The organism is Burkholderia cenocepacia (genome assembly GCF_014211915.1).
Classification (GTDB): Bacteria; Pseudomonadota; Gammaproteobacteria; order Burkholderiales; family Burkholderiaceae; genus Burkholderia; species Burkholderia orbicola.
Genome location: NZ_CP060039.1, coordinates 379,277 through 395,616, shown reverse-complemented (window position 1 = coordinate 395,616; position 16,340 = coordinate 379,277). Strand labels below are relative to the sequence as shown.

Annotated in this window: 15 protein-coding genes; 11 read left to right on the top strand and 4 right to left on the bottom strand. The window is 67.6% G+C overall.

Features of this window, described 5'->3' with window-relative positions:
- Positions 1-234: 234 nt before the first annotated feature.
- The 10 genes from SY91_RS01835 to SY91_RS01790 all read left to right on the top strand — a co-directional run bounded on the left by SY91_RS01835 (position 235) and on the right by SY91_RS01790 (position 11,909).
- Positions 235-1,215 (top strand): AAA family ATPase, encoded by a 981-nt coding sequence (locus SY91_RS01835; protein WP_012329401.1) that lies wholly within the window; start codon positions 235-237, stop codon positions 1,213-1,215.
- A 179-nt stretch (positions 1,216-1,394) separates the two neighbouring features.
- On the top strand, positions 1,395-2,504 hold the full coding sequence (locus SY91_RS01830) for an NAD(P)/FAD-dependent oxidoreductase (protein ID WP_124477191.1): 1,110 nt from the start codon (positions 1,395-1,397) through the stop codon (positions 2,502-2,504).
- A 439-nt stretch (positions 2,505-2,943) separates the two neighbouring features.
- On the top strand, positions 2,944-3,255 hold the full coding sequence (locus tag SY91_RS01825; RefSeq protein WP_006477538.1) for a high-potential iron-sulfur protein: 312 nt from the start codon (positions 2,944-2,946) through the stop codon (positions 3,253-3,255).
- Positions 3,256-3,445: 190 nt separating this feature from the next.
- Positions 3,446-4,753 (top strand): MFS transporter, encoded by a 1,308-nt coding sequence (locus tag SY91_RS01820; protein WP_023476352.1) that lies wholly within the window; start codon positions 3,446-3,448, stop codon positions 4,751-4,753.
- Between the two features lie 324 nt (positions 4,754-5,077).
- Positions 5,078-6,706, top strand: coding sequence for an ABC transporter substrate-binding protein (locus SY91_RS01815; RefSeq protein WP_006477540.1), 1,629 nt, complete (start codon positions 5,078-5,080; stop codon positions 6,704-6,706).
- 118 nt (positions 6,707-6,824) lie between these two features.
- A complete protein-coding gene (locus SY91_RS01810; RefSeq protein WP_011546430.1) occupies positions 6,825-7,835 on the top strand; it encodes an ABC transporter permease subunit in 1,011 nt (336 codons plus the stop codon).
- Positions 7,836-7,839: 4 nt separating this feature from the next.
- The gene (locus SY91_RS01805; protein WP_006489141.1) at positions 7,840-8,757 is read left to right on the top strand and encodes an ABC transporter permease subunit; all 918 of its coding nucleotides are present in this window, start codon (positions 7,840-7,842) and stop codon (positions 8,755-8,757) included.
- A gap of 2 nt (positions 8,758-8,759) precedes the next feature.
- On the top strand, positions 8,760-9,758 hold the full coding sequence (locus tag SY91_RS01800; RefSeq protein ID WP_023476351.1) for an ABC transporter ATP-binding protein: 999 nt from the start codon (positions 8,760-8,762) through the stop codon (positions 9,756-9,758).
- A complete protein-coding gene (locus tag SY91_RS01795) occupies positions 9,755-10,771 on the top strand; it encodes a peptide ABC transporter ATP-binding protein (protein WP_006477544.1) in 1,017 nt (338 codons plus the stop codon). Before SY91_RS01800 ends, SY91_RS01795 begins: the two co-directional genes overlap by 4 nt.
- Positions 10,764-11,909 (top strand): TraB/GumN family protein, encoded by a 1,146-nt coding sequence (locus SY91_RS01790; RefSeq protein WP_006477545.1) that lies wholly within the window; start codon positions 10,764-10,766, stop codon positions 11,907-11,909. The genes SY91_RS01795 and SY91_RS01790 overlap by 8 nt, the downstream gene beginning before the upstream one ends.
- A gap of 558 nt (positions 11,910-12,467) precedes the next feature.
- Here the strand turns inward: SY91_RS01790 and pxpA are convergent.
- The 3 genes from pxpA to pxpB are packed head-to-tail and all read right to left on the bottom strand — an operon-like array spanning position 12,468 to position 15,009.
- Positions 12,468-13,232, bottom strand: a complete 765-nt coding sequence (gene pxpA, locus SY91_RS01785) for a 5-oxoprolinase subunit PxpA (protein WP_006483671.1) — start codon at positions 13,230-13,232, stop codon at positions 12,468-12,470.
- A 56-nt stretch (positions 13,233-13,288) separates the two neighbouring features.
- Positions 13,289-14,356 carry a biotin-dependent carboxyltransferase family protein gene (locus tag SY91_RS01780; RefSeq protein ID WP_011546428.1) on the bottom strand — a complete coding sequence of 356 codons (1,068 nt, stop codon included), beginning with the start codon at positions 14,354-14,356 and terminating at the stop codon, positions 13,289-13,291.
- Positions 14,353-15,009 carry a 5-oxoprolinase subunit PxpB gene (pxpB, locus tag SY91_RS01775; protein ID WP_006477548.1) on the bottom strand — a complete coding sequence of 219 codons (657 nt, stop codon included), beginning with the start codon at positions 15,007-15,009 and terminating at the stop codon, positions 14,353-14,355. Before pxpB ends, SY91_RS01780 begins: the two co-directional genes overlap by 4 nt.
- Positions 15,010-15,158: 149 nt before the next feature.
- On the opposite strand from pxpB, the gene SY91_RS01770 reads away from it, so the two are divergent.
- On the top strand, positions 15,159-15,671 hold the full coding sequence (locus SY91_RS01770; protein WP_006483173.1) for a winged helix DNA-binding protein: 513 nt from the start codon (positions 15,159-15,161) through the stop codon (positions 15,669-15,671).
- Between the two features lie 52 nt (positions 15,672-15,723).
- On the opposite strand, the gene SY91_RS01765 is transcribed toward SY91_RS01770, so the two are convergent.
- Positions 15,724-16,332 (bottom strand): 5-formyltetrahydrofolate cyclo-ligase, encoded by a 609-nt coding sequence (locus SY91_RS01765; RefSeq protein WP_043887608.1) that lies wholly within the window; start codon positions 16,330-16,332, stop codon positions 15,724-15,726.
- Between the last annotated feature and the right edge of the window lie 8 nt (positions 16,333-16,340).

Here is a 16,340-nt window from a genome sequence, read left to right as displayed (position 1 = left end):
CGTCAGGCGAAGTGCGGGACAGCAGCGTGTGCGCGCGGCGCGCGGGCGCGATCGGGAAGCCCCGCGCGAGCATCGTGAACTTTCGATCATACGCCGCGGCGCGCGGCCGTGCAGCGTGCGCGCGCTGTTAGCAGCAGACCCGCCCGGCTGCTTGCTTGCACGGCGATACGGGATCGCTACACTGAAATCGTAAGGGTCTGATGAGTGTGTGACGGCAAGTGGAGCGAGGTGGGTATGACGACGGCGATGGTGAAGCAGGAACTGGCGGTGGCGTCCTTCAGCACGGTGTACGACCTCGAGCAGGTCGAGACGGCGCTGGGCGACCTGAACGAGAGCGCAAGCGATGCGCTGCGCTCGACCTACGAGAAGATGCTCAAGACGGGGAATCTGCGCTTCTGCGTGAAGCCGACCCGGATGCCGTCGTTCGACGCGCTCGGCGAAGCATTGCCGAATTTCGGCGAGCCGCTCGCCGACGTGCGCAAGCAGATCGCGCTGTGTCTCGAAACGGAGGACCGGCTCGAACTGATGCCGATCCTGCTGCTCGGGCCGCCCGGGATCGGCAAGACGCATTTCGCGAAGGCGCTCGCGCAACTGCTCGGCACCGCGTACCACTACGTGCCGATGAGCTCGCTGACGGCCGGCTGGATCCTGTCCGGCGCGTCGTCGCAGTGGAAGAACGCGAAGCCCGGCAAGGTGTTCGATGCGCTCGTGAACGGCAGCTACGCGAACCCGGTGATCGCGGTCGACGAGATCGACAAGGCCGGCAGCGATGCGCAATACGATCCGCTCGGCGCGCTGTATGCGTTGCTCGAGCACGACACCGCGCGCGCGTTCGTCGACGAATTCGCGGAAGTGCCGATCGACGCGGGCAACGTGATCTGGATCGCGACCGCGAACGACGCGCACGCGATTCCGGAGCCGCTGCTCAACCGGATGAACGTGTACGAGATCGCGGCGCCCGATGCGGCCGGCGCGCGACGCATCGCGCAGACGATCTACGACGAGATCCGCACGTCGCATGCGTGGGGGCGGCGCTTCCCCGAGACGCTCGGCGACGATGCGCTCGACGTGCTGGCCGCGACGCCGCCGCGCACGATGCGCCGCGCGCTGCTGCACGCGTTCGGCGCCGCCCGGCTCGACGGCCGCGACGCGATCGGGCCGGCCGACATCCGCGCCGACGAAGGCGCGGCGAAGCGCCGGCCGATCGGCTTCTGACGCGGCCACGCGCGCACGGCCGCGGCGCGCGCGCGTGCGTTCGTCGCGCTTGCGGCCGCATCGTTGCATGCACCACCGTCCGTATCGCCGCGACGCGGTGCGCACGCGTTCGGCAAACGGGCGAACCGGGACGTACAATTCTTCTCTCCCCCATCGACGCGCGAGCAGCGCAAAAAGCCATGGAGCAGACGGATTGTGTCGTGATCGGCGCGGGTGTCGTCGGTTTGGCGATTGCGCGCGAACTGGCTGCGCGCGGGCGTGAAACGATCGTGCTCGAAGCGGCCGACGCGATCGGCACGGGCACGAGTTCGCGCAACAGCGAGGTGATTCACGCGGGGCTCTACTATCCGCGCGGGTCGTTGAAGGCGACGTCGTGCGTGCACGGGCGCGACCTGCTGTACGAATTCTGCGACACGCACCACGTGCCGCACCGGCGCACGGGCAAGCTGCTGGTCGCGACGAGCGCCGCGCAGCTGAAGCAGTTGAAGGCGATTGCCGCGCGTGCGGCCGAGAACGGCGTGCTCGACCTGCTGCCGCTCACGCGCGCGGAGGCGCAGACGCTCGAGCCCGCGCTCGAATGCGTGGAGGCCCTGTTCTCGCCGTCGACCGGCATCGTCGACAGCCACCAGCTGATGCTCGCGCTGCTCGGCGATGCGGAACGCAACGGCGCCGTGTGCGCGCTGCAATCTCCGGTCGAATCGATCGACGTGCTGGGCGGCGGGCGCTTCATCGTGCGCACCGGTGGCGCCGCGCCGACCGAGATCGACGCCGCGTGCGTGGTCAACAGCGCGGGGCTCGGCGCGCAGGCGCTTGCGCGCCGCACCCGCGGCCTCGATCCGCGCTGGGTGCCGCCGCTTTATCTCGCGCGCGGCAATTATTTCAGCCTGTCGGGCCGTGCGCCGTTCTCGCACCTGATCTACCCGATGCCCGAGCGCGCGGGGCTCGGCGTGCACCTGACGTTCGATCTCGGCGGGCAGGCGCGCTTCGGGCCGGACGTCGAGTGGTGCGATTCGCTGCGCTACGAAGTCGATCCGGCGCGCGCGGGTGCGTTCTACACGTCGATCCGCGCGTTCTGGCCGGGCCTGCCCGACGATGCGCTGCAGCCGGCGTATGCGGGCATCCGGCCGAAGCTCGCGGGGCCCGGCGAGCCGCCGGCCGACTTCATCGTGCAGGGCGCCGCGCAGCATGGCGTGCGCGGGCTCGTGAACCTGTTCGGCATCGAGTCGCCGGGGCTCACCGCGTCGCTCGCGCTCGCGCAGCGGGTAGGCGACATGGTGTCGCGCGCCTGACGCACGGCCCGCCGCCGTGCGGGCCGGCCGCGCGAAACCCGTGTGGAATCCCTTATCTCCGGCATTTCGGCGCGCACATTTATTCGCTTGAGCGGTATTCTGTCGAACGGTCGTCCAGGGTCTGTCTACCGATGGAACGCACATGCGTTGCCCCGAGAAGGGCCGCTCGCGAGGCGCGCGCCGCCGCGAATACTGACGTATTCGCAAGGTGCGCAACGTGGCGAGCGGCCCTTCTCGGGGCAACCCCTAATTTGTAGCGTGTTCACGGGAAGGCCCGAAATCGCCCGCATGGCGGCGTCGGTCGTCGCTTGTTTGGCTCGGCCAAACGGCGCTCCTCCCTCCTTGCCCTGCGAGCGATTTCGGGCCTTCGCATGTGCGTTCCATCGGTAGACAGACCCTAGAACGGCTTTCAAACCGATAACGTTGGAGCGAGTCCCCCATGAAAACATCCCGTCGGAGTTTCCTGATCACGAGCATTGGTGCGGTGTCCGCGCTGGCGCTGTCGCGCGAAGCGCTGGCCGATGCGCCGATGCTGCCGGAAACGGACCCGACCGCGGTGGCGCTCGGCTACAAGGCCGATGCCACGAAGGTCGACAAGACGAAGTACCCGAAATACGCAGCGGGCCAGGATTGCGCGGCCTGCATGCTGTACCAGGGCAAGAAGGGCTCGGCTTCGGGCCCGTGCGGCGCGTTCCCCGGCAAGCAGGTGTCGGCGAAGGGCTGGTGCAGCGCTTTCTCGAAGATGGGTTGAGGCCCGTGCGGCATCGTGCGATGCCGCAATGTGGCGAAAACCGCAACACGCTCGCCGTCGTTCGATGGCGGGCGTTTTTTATTGCTTGAAAACGGTTCCGTCGCTTTCTACACTCGCTGCACACCAGCGCGCCGCGGCACCCCGCGCGCCGCACCGCCCGACACGGCGAATTCACGAGGACGAGGCACGCATGGCGACGATTGCGAGTTCAACGAAAACGACCCGGCCCGAGCGTGCGCTGAACCGGCGTGCGGTGGTGGCCGCCGTGATCGGCAATGCGCTCGAGTGGTACGACTTCACGGTATTCGGCTTCATGACGGTCGTGATCGCCGAGCTGTTCTTCCCCACCTCCAGCGAATACTCGTCGCTGCTGCTCACCACCGCGACGTTCGGCGTCGCGTTCTTCATGCGCCCGATCGGCGGCATCGTGTTCGGGCTGTACGCGGACCGCGCGGGCCGCAAGGCCGCGCTGTCGCTCGTGATCCTGCTGATGACGGCCGGCATCTTCCTGCTCGCGATCGCGCCGCCCTATGCGGCGATCGGCATCGGCGGCCCGATCCTGATCGTGCTCGGCCGCCTGCTGCAGGGCTTCTCCGCGGGCGGCGAATTCGGCAGCGCGACCGCGCTGCTGATCGAAGCGGCGCCGTTCTCGAAACGCGGTTTCTACGGCAGCTGGCAGATGGCGAGCCAGGCGGCCGCGCTGCTGATCGGCGCGCTCGTCGGCGCGGCCGTCACGCGCGGGCTGTCGCACGACGCGCTGCGCAGCTGGGGCTGGCGCGTGCCGTTCATCCTCGGGCTCGTGATCGGCCCGATCGGCTTCTACATCCGCCGCCATCTCGCCGATTCCGAAGCGTTCCTGCATGCGCAGCAGAGCGCGCGCCGCGCGACGCTCGGCGAAGTGTTCACGCGCCACCCGCGCGAGGTGCTGTGCGGGCTCGGCTCGGTGATCGCGCTCACCGTGACGATCTACGTGCTGATCAGCTATCTGCCGACCTTCGCGGTGAAGCAGCTGAAGCTGCCGTATGCGGAATCGTTCTACGCGGTGATCGTCGGCAACCTGCTGCTGATGGTGCTGTCGCCGGTCGCGGGCGCGTGGTCGGACCGCATCGGGCGCAAGGGGCTGTCGCTGTGGTCGCTGGTGCTGACGCTCGCGCTGATGTATCCGCTGTTCGCGTGGCTCGACGCCGCGCCGAGCATCGGGCGGCTGATCGCGGTACAGGCCGTGCTGTCGGTGACGCTGGCAGGCTACTACGGGCCGTTCGGCGCGATGATCGCCGAACTGTTCCCGGCCAACGTGCGCTCGACCGGGCTGTCGATAGCGTACAACGTCGCGGTGATGCTGTTCGGCGGCTTCGGCCAGTTCATCGTCACGTGGCTGATCAAGGTGACCGGCACGCCGCTCGCGCCGACCTACTACGTGATGGCGGGGATCGCGCTGTCGATCGTGGCGGTCGCGTTCGTACCCGCGCGCAACGCCGACCTCGATGCGCCGGCGTGACGACATGACGATGTGAAGACGGTCATCGAATCGATCGTTTCGCGAAACGCAATGATGTGCTGCGCAACGCGGGCAAACGGTGCGTCGCCCCTTCGTGTTCGCGCCCGAATTGTTTAGTCGTCGAACGAAACATGCCGCAAAATGAACGGAATGGTCGCTCGCGCGCGTCGTTGCATTTTTTACCCCCACTAAAAATCGGCAAAAACCCGGCGGGCATATAGAAGAGTTTTTTCTCCAGCTTGTTGCAGGATCGCTAGCTCAAGTAATATCCGCGTACGCCGGACCCTGGCGGGGCCGGTTCCGATCTGGAGACCTGGAGGAAACATGGAATACAACCGTCTGTTGCACACCCTGCGTGTTACCGCCATGGCAGGCGTGGCAGCGGCATCGCTCGGCGTCGCGGGCTCTGCATTCGCACAGATCCCGAACAAAACGCTCGTCTACTGCTCAGAAGGCAGCCCGGCGGGTTTCGATTCCGCGCAATTTACGACCGGCGTCGATTTCACCGCCGCCACGTTCACCGTCTACAACCGCCTCGTCGAATTCGAGCGCGGCGGCACGAAGGTCGAGCCCGGCCTCGCCGAGAAGTGGGACGTGTCGTCCGACGGCAAGGTGTACACGTTCCACCTGCGCCACGGCGTGAAGTTCCACACGACCGACTTCTTCAAGCCGACGCGTGAATTCAACGCGGACGACGTCGTGTTCTCGTTCGAGCGCATGCTCGACCCGAACAATGCGTTCCGCAAGGCGTACCCGGTGTCGTTCCCGTACTTCACCGACATGGGCCTCGACAAGCTGATCACGAAGATCGAGAAGGTCGATCCGTACACCGTGAAGTTCACGCTGGCCGAGCCGAACGCGCCGTTCATCCAGAACATGGCGATGGAATTCGCGTCGATCCTGTCGGCCGAATACGGCGACCAGCTGATGAAGGCCGGCAAGGCCGCCGACATCAACCAGAAGCCGGTCGGCACGGGCCCGTTCATCTTCCGCAGCTACACGAAGGACGCGACGATCCGCTTCGATGGCAATCCTGATTACTGGAAGAAGGGTGCGGTGAAGCTGTCGAAGCTGATCTTCTCGATCACGCCGGACCCGGGCGTGCGCGTGCAGAAGATCAAGCGCAACGAATGCCAGGTGATGAGCTATCCGCGTCCGGCCGACATCGCGACGCTGAAGGCCGATTCGAACGTCGACATGCCGTCGCAGGCCGGCTTCAACCTCGGCTACCTCGCGTACAACGTCGAGCACAAGCCGGTCGACAAGCTTGAAGTGCGTCAGGCGCTCGACATGGCGATCAACAAGAAGGCGATTCTCGAGTCGGTCTACCAGGGCGCCGGCCAGGCCGCGACCGCACCGATGCCGCCGACCCAATGGTCGTACGACAAGAACCTGAAGATGGCGGCCTACGACACCGCGAAGGCGAAGGCGCTGCTCGCGAAGGCCGGCTTCCCGAACGGGTTCGAGATCACGCTGTGGGCGATGCCGGTGCAGCGCGCGTACAACCCGAACGCCCGCCTGATGGCCGAGATGATCCAGGCCGACTGGGCGAAGATCGGCGTGAAGGCGAAGATCGTCACGTACGAGTGGGGTGAGTACATCAAGCGCGCGCACTCGGGCGAGCAGGACACGATGCTGATCGGCTGGACGGGCGACAACGGCGATCCGGACAACTGGCTCGGCACGCTGCTCGGCTGCGAGGCGATCAAGGGCAACAACTTCTCGCACTGGTGCTACAAGCCGTTCGACGAGCTGGTGCAGAAGGGCCGCACGACGACGGGCCAGGACGCACGCACGAAGCTCTACACGCAGGCGCAGCAGATCTTCGCGCAACAGCTGCCGTTCTCGCCGATCGCGAACTCGACGGTCTACCAGCCGGTGCGCAAGAACGTGGTCGACATGCGTATCGAGCCGCTCGGCTATGCGCGTTTCGACGGTGTCAGCGTGAAGTAACCCGGCTGGCGTAAGCTGTCGTCATTGAGAAAACCGGCTTGAAATCATCCGGCGACGAGGGGTCAAAAGCCCCTCGTCGCCGGTCGCACATTTCCCACAAGAAAATACGAGACGCATCATGCTCAGATTCGTGTTGCGCCGCGTGGGGATGGTGATCCCGACTTTCATCGGCATCACCATCCTGGCGTTTGCGCTGATTCACCTGATACCGGGCGACCCCATCGAAGTGATGATGGGCGAGCGCGGCGTCGATCCCGCGATGCACGCGGAGGCGATGAAACGCCTCGGGCTCGACGAGCCGCTGCCGCTGCAGTATCTGCACTACATCGGCCGGGCGCTGCATGGCGACCTCGGCATGTCGATCATCACCAACACGAGCGTCGCGGGCGAATTCTTCGCGCGCTTCCCGGCGACCGTCGAACTGTCGCTGTGCGCGCTCGTGTTCGCGCTCGCGGTCGGCCTGCCGGCCGGGGTGATCGCCGCGCTGCGGCGCGGCTCGGTCATCGACCACGGCGTGATGGGCACCGCGCTCACCGGCTACTCGATGCCGATCTTCTGGTGGGGGCTGATCCTCATCATGGTGTTTTCGTCGACCCTCGGCTGGACGCCCGTGTCGGGGCGCATCGCGGTCGAATACGATTTCCCGCACCCGACCGGCTTCATGCTGATCGACGCGCTGCTCGCGCCGGACGAAGGTTCGTTCAAGTCGGCGGTGAGCCACCTGATTCTGCCCGCGATCGTGCTCGGCACGATCCCGCTCGCGGTGATCGCACGGATGACGCGCTCGTCGATGCTCGAAGTGCTGCGCGAGGACTACATCCGCACCGCCCGCGCGAAAGGGCTGTCGCCCGTGCGCGTGGTCGTCGTGCATGCGCTGCGCAATGCGCTGATCCCGGTCGTCACGGTGATCGGCCTGCAGATCGGCACGCTGCTTGCTGGCGCGGTGCTGACCGAGACGCTCTTTTCGTGGCCCGGCGTCGGCAAGTGGCTGATCGATGCGATCGGCCGCCGCGACTATCCGGTCGTCCAGGGCGGCATCCTGCTGATCGCGACGCTCGTGATCGTCGTGAACCTGGTCGTCGACCTGCTGTACGGCGTGCTGAATCCGCGCATCCGCCACACGAGGTAATCCCATGAGCAATCTGCAAAATACCCTGCCGACCGAATCCGCGCCGGCCGGCGGCCGTGCGCTCGCGCTGCGCGAGTTCTGGGCCAACTTCTCGCGCAACCGCGGCGCCGTCGGCGCGGGCATCGTCGTGATCGTGCTGATCGCAGTCGCGTTGCTCGCGCCGCTGATCGCGCCGCACAGCCCGGTCGAGCAATACCGCGACTACGTGAAGATTCCGCCCGCGTGGCTCGCCGGCGGCAACTGGCAATTCATCCTCGGCACCGACGAAGCGGGCCGCGACATCCTTTCGCGGCTGATGTTCGGCGCGCGGATGTCGTTCTGGATCGGCTTCGTGTCGGTCGTGCTCGCGCTGATCCCCGGCATCGTGCTCGGGCTGGTCGCCGCGTTCTTCCAGAAGTGGGCGGACACGCCGGTGATGCGCATCATGGACGTGCTGCTCGCGCTGCCGTCGCTGCTGCTCGCGGTCGCGGTCGTCGCGATCATCGGCCCGGGCCTCACCAACACGATGTTCGCGATCGCGATCGTCGCGCTGCCGGCCTACGTGCGCCTCACGCGTGCGTCGGCGCTCGGCGAGCTGCAGAAGGAATACGTGACCGCGTCGCGCGTGGCCGGCGCCGGCACGCTGCGCCTGATGTTCTCGCAGGTGCTGCCGAACTGCACGGCGCCGCTGATCGTGCAGGCGACGCTCGGCTTCTCGTCGGCGATCCTGGACGCGGCCGCGCTCGGCTTCCTCGGCCTCGGCGTGCAACCGCCGACCGCCGAGTGGGGCGCGATGCTCGCTTCCGCACGCGACTACATCGACAACGCGTGGTGGATCGTGACGATGCCCGGCCTGTCGATCCTGATTTCGGTGCTCGCGATCAACCTGCTCGGCGACGGGCTGCGTGACGCGCTGGATCCCAAGCTGAAACGGATGGCATGACCATGACCCAGAACCTACTGACCATCCGCAATCTCGCGGTGAACTTCAACGGCCTGCCCGCGGTCGACCGGATCAACCTGTCGGTCGCGCCGGGCGAGGTGGTGGGCGTCGTCGGCGAATCGGGCTCGGGCAAGAGCGTGACGATGATGGCGCTGATGGGCCTGATCGACGCGCCCGGCAAGGTGACGGCCGATGAAGTCACGTTCAACGGCGTGGATCTCTTGAAGGCGTCGCCGAAGGCGCGCCGCAAGATCGTCGGCAAGGACATCGCGATGGTGTTCCAGGACGCGCTGACGAGCCTGAACCCGAGCTACACGGTCGGCTACCAGATCAAGGAAGTGCTGAAGCTGCACGAAGGCCTGCGCGGCGACGCGCTGCACCGGCGCGCGCTCGAACTGCTCGACCAGGTCGGCATCCCCGATGCGAAGAACCGCATCGCGTCGTTCCCGCACCAGATGTCGGGCGGGATGAACCAGCGCGTGATGATCGCGATGGCCGTCGCGTGCAACCCGAAGCTGCTGATCGCCGACGAGCCGACCACCGCGCTCGACGTGACGATCCAGGCGCAGATCATGGATCTGCTCGTGAAGCTGCAGAAGGAGCGCGGGATGGCGCTCGTGCTGATCTCGCACGATCTGGCCGTGGTGTCGGAGGTCGCGCATCGCGTCGCGGTGATGTACGCGGGCGAGATCATCGAGACCAACCGCGTGCCCGACATCTTCCGCGCGCCGCATCATCCGTACACCGAAGCGCTGCTCGCGGCGATTCCCGAGCACAATCAGGGGGCGCGTCGCCTTGCCGCATTGCCGGGCATGGTGCCGGGCCGCGATGATCGCCCGTCCGGGTGCCTGTTCGCGCCGCGCTGCAAGTACGTCGTCGACGATTGCCGCAAGGCGCGGCCGGCGCTCGACACGTTGGTGCCGGCCAACGATGCGATGCGCGCGCGCTGCATCAAGCCGCTCAATGTTTCCAACCTCGACCTGACGGGAGGCGCACGATGAATGCAGTCAATGAAACGCCTCGCGCTTCGCACGACGAGGAAGCGGTACTGGTGGCCGACGGCCTCGCGAAGCACTATTCGGTGAAGCGCGGGATGTTCGGGCAGGGCACGGTGAAGGCGCTGAACGGCGTGTCGTTCTCGCTGAAGCGCGGCAAGACGCTCGCCGTCGTCGGCGAGTCGGGCTGCGGGAAATCGACGCTCGCGCGCCAGCTCACGATGATCGAGACGCCCACCGCGGGCAGCCTGACGATCGACGGCAAGAACGTGGCCGGCGCGAGCCGCGACACGGTCGCCGACCTGCGCCGCCGCGTGCAGATGGTGTTCCAGAATCCGTTCGCATCGCTCAACCCGCGCAAGACCGTCGAGCAGACGCTTTCCGAGCCGCTCGAAATCAACGCGAACCTGACGGCCGCCGAGCGCGCCGCGCGCATCGCGCAGATCATGCGCACGGTCGGCCTGCGCCCCGAGCACGCGAAGCGCTATCCGCACATGTTCTCGGGCGGCCAGCGCCAGCGGGTCGCGATCGCGCGCGCGATGATTCTCGATCCGCGCATCGTCGTCGCGGACGAGCCGGTGTCCGCGCTCGACGTGTCGATCCAGGCGCAGATCCTGAACCTGTTCATGGATCTGCAGGAGCAGTTCAAGACGAGCTACGTGTTCATCTCGCACAACCTGTCGGTGGTCGAACACGTTGCCGACGACGTGATGGTGATGTACTTCGGCAGCGTCGCCGAGCTCGGCGACAAGGCGACGATTTACGCACGGCCGCGCCATCCGTACACGCGGGCGCTGATGTCGGCGACGCCGGCGATCTTCGAGGAAGATCGCCGCGTGCAGATCAAGTTGCAGGGCGAACTGCCGTCGCCGCTCAATCCGCCGTCGGGCTGCGCGTTCCACCAGCGCTGCCCGTACGCGGTCGAGCGGTGCCGCGTCGAGGAGCCGCAATTGCGCGAAGTGGACGGCCGGCGCGTAGCCTGCCATCGCGCCGAGGAGGTCGGGGAGGAGAATGCCTGAAGCGTTGGCGGCGCGCGTGTCCGGCGTGCGCCGTGCGGGGGCAGGCGGCGCGCGCGTGATGCGCGCGTACCGCTACGCGCGGCGCTGGAGCGTGCGTACCGTCACGGGCGCGGCGCTGGCCGGCGCGTGCGCGGCGGCCAGCGTCGTGGTCCCCGTTGAGCCGGTGCGCGCCGAGGGGCGTGCGCCGGCGACTTCGCCGATTCGTCCGTCGCAGGTTCCGCCGCCCGGCATGAGCCTGCCGGGCTTCCATACGCCGGCCGTGTCCGACGGCACCGTGTCGCGCGGCACCGTGCGCGTGCAGCCGGCGCGCATGCCGTTCTACGTCGCGACCAAGGGCAAGGTCACGCTCTACGTGCTCGGCACGCTGCACACGGGCGACCCGTCCGATTACCCGAGCGCGCAGCCGTTCCGGCCGCGCATCCTCGCGGCGCTCGCCGCGTCGCCGACGCTCGCGCTCGAGCTGTCGCCCGATGATCTGCTCGAATCGCAGGACGATGTGTCGAAGTACGGCGTGTGCCGCTACCCGTGCCTGCAGCGCCTGCTGCCCGAGCCGCTGTGGCAGCGGCTCGCGGCGCGCCTGCGCGGCAACCCGGCCGCGCTCGCCGAGATCCGCAAGATGCGGCCGTGGCTCGCGGCGCTCGTCGTCGAGACCTACGATTCGCTGTCCGCGGGCCTGCAGACCGAATACGGCACCGAGGCGCAACTGCAGAACGTGTTCCTGAAGAAGAAGGGCGGCCGCGTGATCGGACTCGAGACGCTCGCCGAACAGATGCGCGCGTTCACCGGGCTGACGCTGGCCGAGCAGCGCGAGATGCTCGCGCAGGACATGGTGCAGACGCCCGCGCAGAACGCCGACGACATCAAGGCGCTGCACCGGCTGTGGCGAATTGGCGACGCCGATGCGATCTCGGCGTGGGCCGTCGCGAAGAGCGAACGGCTCGCCCGTTCGAAGGCGTTGTCGGCGTCGCTCGACAACAAGATCGTGTACGAGCGCAACCGGCGCTTCGTTGCACGGATGACTGCAATCGCCGCGCCGAACCGGCCGCTGTTCGTCGCGATCGGCGCGCTGCATCTGGGTGGCCCGCGCGGCGTGCTCGAATTGTTGCGCCAGCAAGGATACCGGGTCGACGCGAACTGATCGCGACCGGCTGCCCGCACTGATCGTCCCCCTGTTTGATCGACGTCGCGCGTACCGTGCGACGTGCCTGCGCGGTAGTGCCGCTCGATAAGGAAAACCCTTGAATCGTCGGAAAATAGCGTTTAAAACGATTGACATCCCGTTCGGCCAATATCTATTCTTCACCCCACAAGTTGAAAAAATGAAAAGAATAGATAAGTTCTACGGGGTAGCAGAAATAAAGCGCGGGGTGAGCGTCGCCGGCACGTGAAGCACGTGCCGGCCGCGGAGAGTCTGCATGCACGGCGGGGCCAATCATCGTCGAACAACACATGCATGCGGGCCGACTTGCACATAAGCGACGTTCCGTCGTCTGACCGGGGAAGGCAGTGATCGGGCGGCGGCGGACGTTTTTTAATCCGGAATATTTTTCCGGTCACCGTCGAAAGACGGTTTCGGGGGTGAATCGACAGACGGCGAAGCCGCACCGATTGCACCAACGGAAAAGCGCCACGAGGGCGCTTTTTTCTTTGGTGCGACGAAAACGTGCGGCGCGCGGGCCCTGCGCCGAATGCTGCGTTACGCGCCTTCGTCGGCCTGCAGCGCGCCGGGCGCCACGACGTCGACGCCGGCGGCCTCGAGCGCCGCGCGGATTCGCTTCGCGAACGCCAGCGCATGCGGCCCGTCGCCATGCAGGCAGACGGTCTGCGCATTGAGCGGCACCCATTCGCCGCTCAGCGCGCGCACCTGCCGGTTGCGCACCATGTCGAGCGTGCGCGCGAGCACCGCATCTTCATCGTCGATCAACGCGCCGGGCAGGCTGCGCGGCACCAGCGAGCCGTCCGCGCGGTAGCCGCGATCGGCGAACACTTCCTCCACCGCCGCGAGCCCCGCCTGCCGCGCGGCCGCGATGAACACGCTGTTCGCGAGCCCGAACACCGCGAGCGACGGATCGAAATCGTGGATCGCGGACACCACCGCGTCGGCGATCAGCGGGTCGCGCGCGGCCTGGTTGTACAGCGCGCCGTGCGGTTTCACGTGCGCGATGCGGCCGCCTTCGGCCTGCGCGATCGCCGACAGCGCGCCGAGCTGGTACAGCACGCCCGCATAGATGTCGCCGGCCGGCAGCTGCATTTCCTTGCGGCCGAAATTCTCCGGATCGTGGAAGCTCGGATGCGCGCCGATCGACACGCCTTTCTGCACGGCCCAGCGCACGCAGTCGCGCATCGCATTCGCGCCGCCTGCATGCCATCCGCATGCGATGTTCGCCGACGTGACGAGGTCGAGCAGCGCCTCGTCCGATCCGCATCCTTCGCCGAGATCGGCATTCAGATCGATTTCCATATGTTCCTCGTCCACTGGTTGCGTGGCGCGTCCTTCGCTACCGCTTTCCGCCATTGTCACGCAGCGCGCGATTGGGCGCGGCGGCGCGCTTCCTCGCGCATCTCGATCGCGACGTCGATCTGCCGCAGGTACGCCCGTTCCGCGACGAGGGCGGCGCGCGCGGCGTCGAGTGTCGTGCGCACGAAGCGGATCGGCAGGTTGAGCCGCGCCTGCGCGAGCTTCCACAGGTCGGCGCGGATCACCGTGCCGATCTTCGGGTAGCCGCCGGTGGTCTGCGCGTCGTGCATCAGCACGATCGGCTGGCCGTTCGGCGGCACCTGGATCGTGCCGGGCAGCACCGCGTGCGACAGCAGTTCGACCGGCCGCTCGCGCACGAGCTCGGCGCCGGCGAGCCGATAGCCCATCCGGTTGCTGTTCGCGGTGACGAGCCATTCCTCATCCCAGAACGCCTGCTGCGAATCGGCCGCGAACGACGCGTAATCGGGGCCCGGCAGCACGCGCACGGGCATCGCCCACGGCGCATGCACGGGGCGGTGACGGCGCGGCGGCTCGTCGACGCGCACGAACGCGCACCACGCCGGCGCCTTCACGCCGAATTCCGGCGCATCGGCCGAAAGGCAGCCCGCGCCGGCCGGCGGCACGCCGACCGGGAGCCGGTCGCCGTCGCGCAGCGTGCGGCCGCCGAGGCCGCCGAAGCGCGACGCGAGATCGGTGCTGCGCGAGCCGAGCATCGGCAGCACGTCGATGCCGCCCGCGATGCACAGGTAGCCGCGCATGCCGCGTTTCGCGGCCGGCAGCACGAGCGTCTGCCCGGCGTCGACCGGCAGGCTCCACCACGAATGCACGGGCTTGCCGTCGAGCGTCGCGCCGAACTCGGTGCCGGTGATCGCGATGCGCGTGGCGCGCGTGAAGCGGAACGTGGCGGGGCCGATCGTGATTTCGACGGCCGCCGCGTCGGGGCGGTTGCCGACCAGCCGGTTGCCGACTTCGAGCGCGAGGCCGTCGAGCGCGCCGCCCTGCGCGACGCCGAGATGGCGCGTGCCGCGGCGGCCGAGATCCTGCACGGTCGACAGCGGGCCGGCCCGCACGACCTCGATGGTGCCCGGTGCGTTGCTCTGGGTCATCGTGCGTCGACTCCCGCAATGGTGAAGCGCACGCGGTCGCCGGGCAGCAGCAGCGTCGGCTGCGGCCGCGCCGGGTCGAACAGCACCTGCGACGTGCGGCCGATCAGTTGCCAGCCGCCGGGCGACGTGGCCGGGTAGATACCCGTCTGCGCGCCGCCGATGCCGACCGAGCCGGCCGGCACCTCGAGGCGCGGCGCCGCGCGGCGCGGCATGTGCAGCGCGGCGTCGAGGCCGCCCAGATACGCGAAGCCCGGCTGGAAGCCGACGAAGAACACGACGTAGGCGCCGGCCGCGTGGCGTGCGACGACCTCGTCGGCCGACAGCCCCGTGTGGGCGGCGACGGCCGCCAGGTCGGGCCCGGCGGCCCCGCCGTACTCGACCGGGATCTCGACCTCGCGGCCGTCCGCGTGCTCGACGTCGGCGGTTTCCCACGCGTCGCGCAGCGCGGGCGTGAGCGAGTCGGCCGTCGCGGCGAGCGCGTCGAACACGATGGTCAGGTTGTTCATGCCGGGGACGACGTCGATCACGTCGGGCCATGCGCGCGCGGCCTCGGCCACGGCCCAGACGCGGCGCTGGCAATCGAGCGTGGCGGGCGGCGGCACCTCGCAGACGAGGGCGGCATCGCCGAGCGGATAAATGCGGGGTTGCGTCATCGGACTGGCACGGTTCGGACGGCAATGTTAGCGCACATTGTCAATAAAATATCGACAACTTCTCAATAAGCGTTTTCGCCTAGCTCGTAGGCCGGGGCTTCTGGCGTACACTCGGGCACATCCTGTCATCCGGCTTGCGCCGCCTTTCCATGAAGCGTCCTGCGACCAAGATCGTGTCATCCGAACACCTCGTTTCCGATTCGAGCGCGGAGCTGTCGGAGCTCGAATACGGGCTCATCATGGCCGGCAACGCGTTCAACCGCTGGATGGTGCGCTGCATGTCGGCGGCGGGCGCGAAGGACATGACGGCGGTCGAGGTCTCGCTGCTGCATCACGTCAGCCATCGCGAACGCAAGAAGAAACTCGCCGACATCTGCTTCGTGCTCAATATCGAGGATACGCACGTCGCGACCTATGCGCTGAAAAAACTGATCGCCCGCGGCTATGTGAAGAGCGAGAAGAACGGCAAGGAAGTGTTCTTCTTCGCGACCGACGCGGGACGCGACCTGTGCCTGAAGTACCGCGAGGTCCGCGAGCATTGCCTGATCGAGACGCTGAAGGACAGCGGCCTCACCAACGAGCAGATCGGCGACGCGGCGCAGTTGCTGCGCCACGCATCGGGCCTCTACGACACGGCCGCGCGGGCGGCGGCGTCACTGTAAACGATCGCGGAAACGGTCGGTCGCCGCGACACGCTCGCGGCACCACGCGCCATCATTCGGCGGCCGGGTAAAGCGCGGCGTCGGTGACGATCCAGCGCAACGCGAGATCGTGCGCTTCGGCCGGCAGCGCATCGACGCGGCATGCTTCGTACGCGATGCCGACCGTCACGGGCAGCGTTTCGCCCGGCCAGGCGGCGAGCGTGCGGTCGTAGTAGCCGCCGCCGTAGCCGAGCCGGTAGCGCTGCGCATCGAATCCTACACAGGGAATCAGCAAAAGATCGGGCACGACGACGATTCCCGACGCCGGTTCGGGAATCCGGTGATGACCTTCGCGCATCGGCGTGTGCGGATCCCATGCGTGGAAGGCGAGCGGCGTGTGACGCTCGCCGATCACCGGCAGCGCGGCGCACCGGCCGGTGCCCGCCGCGCACCATGCGAGCACCGCGTCGCGCGCATCGAATTCGCCCGGCAGCGGCCAGTAGAACCCGACCGTGCGCGGCGCCAGACGGTCGAGCAGCATGCGCAGCCGCGCGTCGAGCGCGGCGTTCGCGGCAGGTTGCGACGCGGCGTCGCGACGGGTGCCGGACAGCGTTTTGCGCAGCGCAACCTTCGGGTTCGGCACAGGGTTGCGTGCTATGCTTTCGCTCACTTCGTGCTCCATTCAAAACG

Bases quoted from the DNA above. Each gene is read 5' to 3' on its own strand.
- SY91_RS01805 (WP_006489141.1), top strand. From the start codon at position 7,840: ATGAGCAATCTGCAAAATACCCTGCCGACCGAATCCGCGCCGGCCGGC.
- SY91_RS01825 (WP_006477538.1), top strand. From the start codon at position 2,944: ATGAAAACATCCCGTCGGAGTTTCCTGATCACGAGCATTGGTGCGGTG.
- SY91_RS01780 (WP_011546428.1), bottom strand. From the start codon at position 14,356: ATGACCCAGAGCAACGCACCGGGCACCATCGAGGTCGTGCGGGCCGGC.
- SY91_RS01800 (WP_023476351.1), top strand. From the start codon at position 8,760: ATGACCCAGAACCTACTGACCATCCGCAATCTCGCGGTGAACTTCAAC.
- SY91_RS01790 (WP_006477545.1), top strand. From the start codon at position 10,764: ATGCCTGAAGCGTTGGCGGCGCGCGTGTCCGGCGTGCGCCGTGCGGGG.
- SY91_RS01810 (WP_011546430.1), top strand. From the start codon at position 6,825: ATGCTCAGATTCGTGTTGCGCCGCGTGGGGATGGTGATCCCGACTTTC.
- SY91_RS01830 (WP_124477191.1), top strand. From the start codon at position 1,395: ATGGAGCAGACGGATTGTGTCGTGATCGGCGCGGGTGTCGTCGGTTTG.
- SY91_RS01820 (WP_023476352.1), top strand. From the start codon at position 3,446: ATGGCGACGATTGCGAGTTCAACGAAAACGACCCGGCCCGAGCGTGCG.
- SY91_RS01835 (WP_012329401.1), top strand. From the start codon at position 235: ATGACGACGGCGATGGTGAAGCAGGAACTGGCGGTGGCGTCCTTCAGC.
- SY91_RS01765 (WP_043887608.1), bottom strand. From the start codon at position 16,332: ATGGAGCACGAAGTGAGCGAAAGCATAGCACGCAACCCTGTGCCGAAC.
- SY91_RS01815 (WP_006477540.1), top strand. From the start codon at position 5,078: ATGGAATACAACCGTCTGTTGCACACCCTGCGTGTTACCGCCATGGCA.
- pxpB (WP_006477548.1), bottom strand. From the start codon at position 15,009: ATGACGCAACCCCGCATTTATCCGCTCGGCGATGCCGCCCTCGTCTGC.
- pxpA (WP_006483671.1), bottom strand. From the start codon at position 13,232: ATGGAAATCGATCTGAATGCCGATCTCGGCGAAGGATGCGGATCGGAC.
- SY91_RS01770 (WP_006483173.1), top strand. From the start codon at position 15,159: ATGAAGCGTCCTGCGACCAAGATCGTGTCATCCGAACACCTCGTTTCC.
- SY91_RS01795 (WP_006477544.1), top strand. From the start codon at position 9,755: ATGAATGCAGTCAATGAAACGCCTCGCGCTTCGCACGACGAGGAAGCG.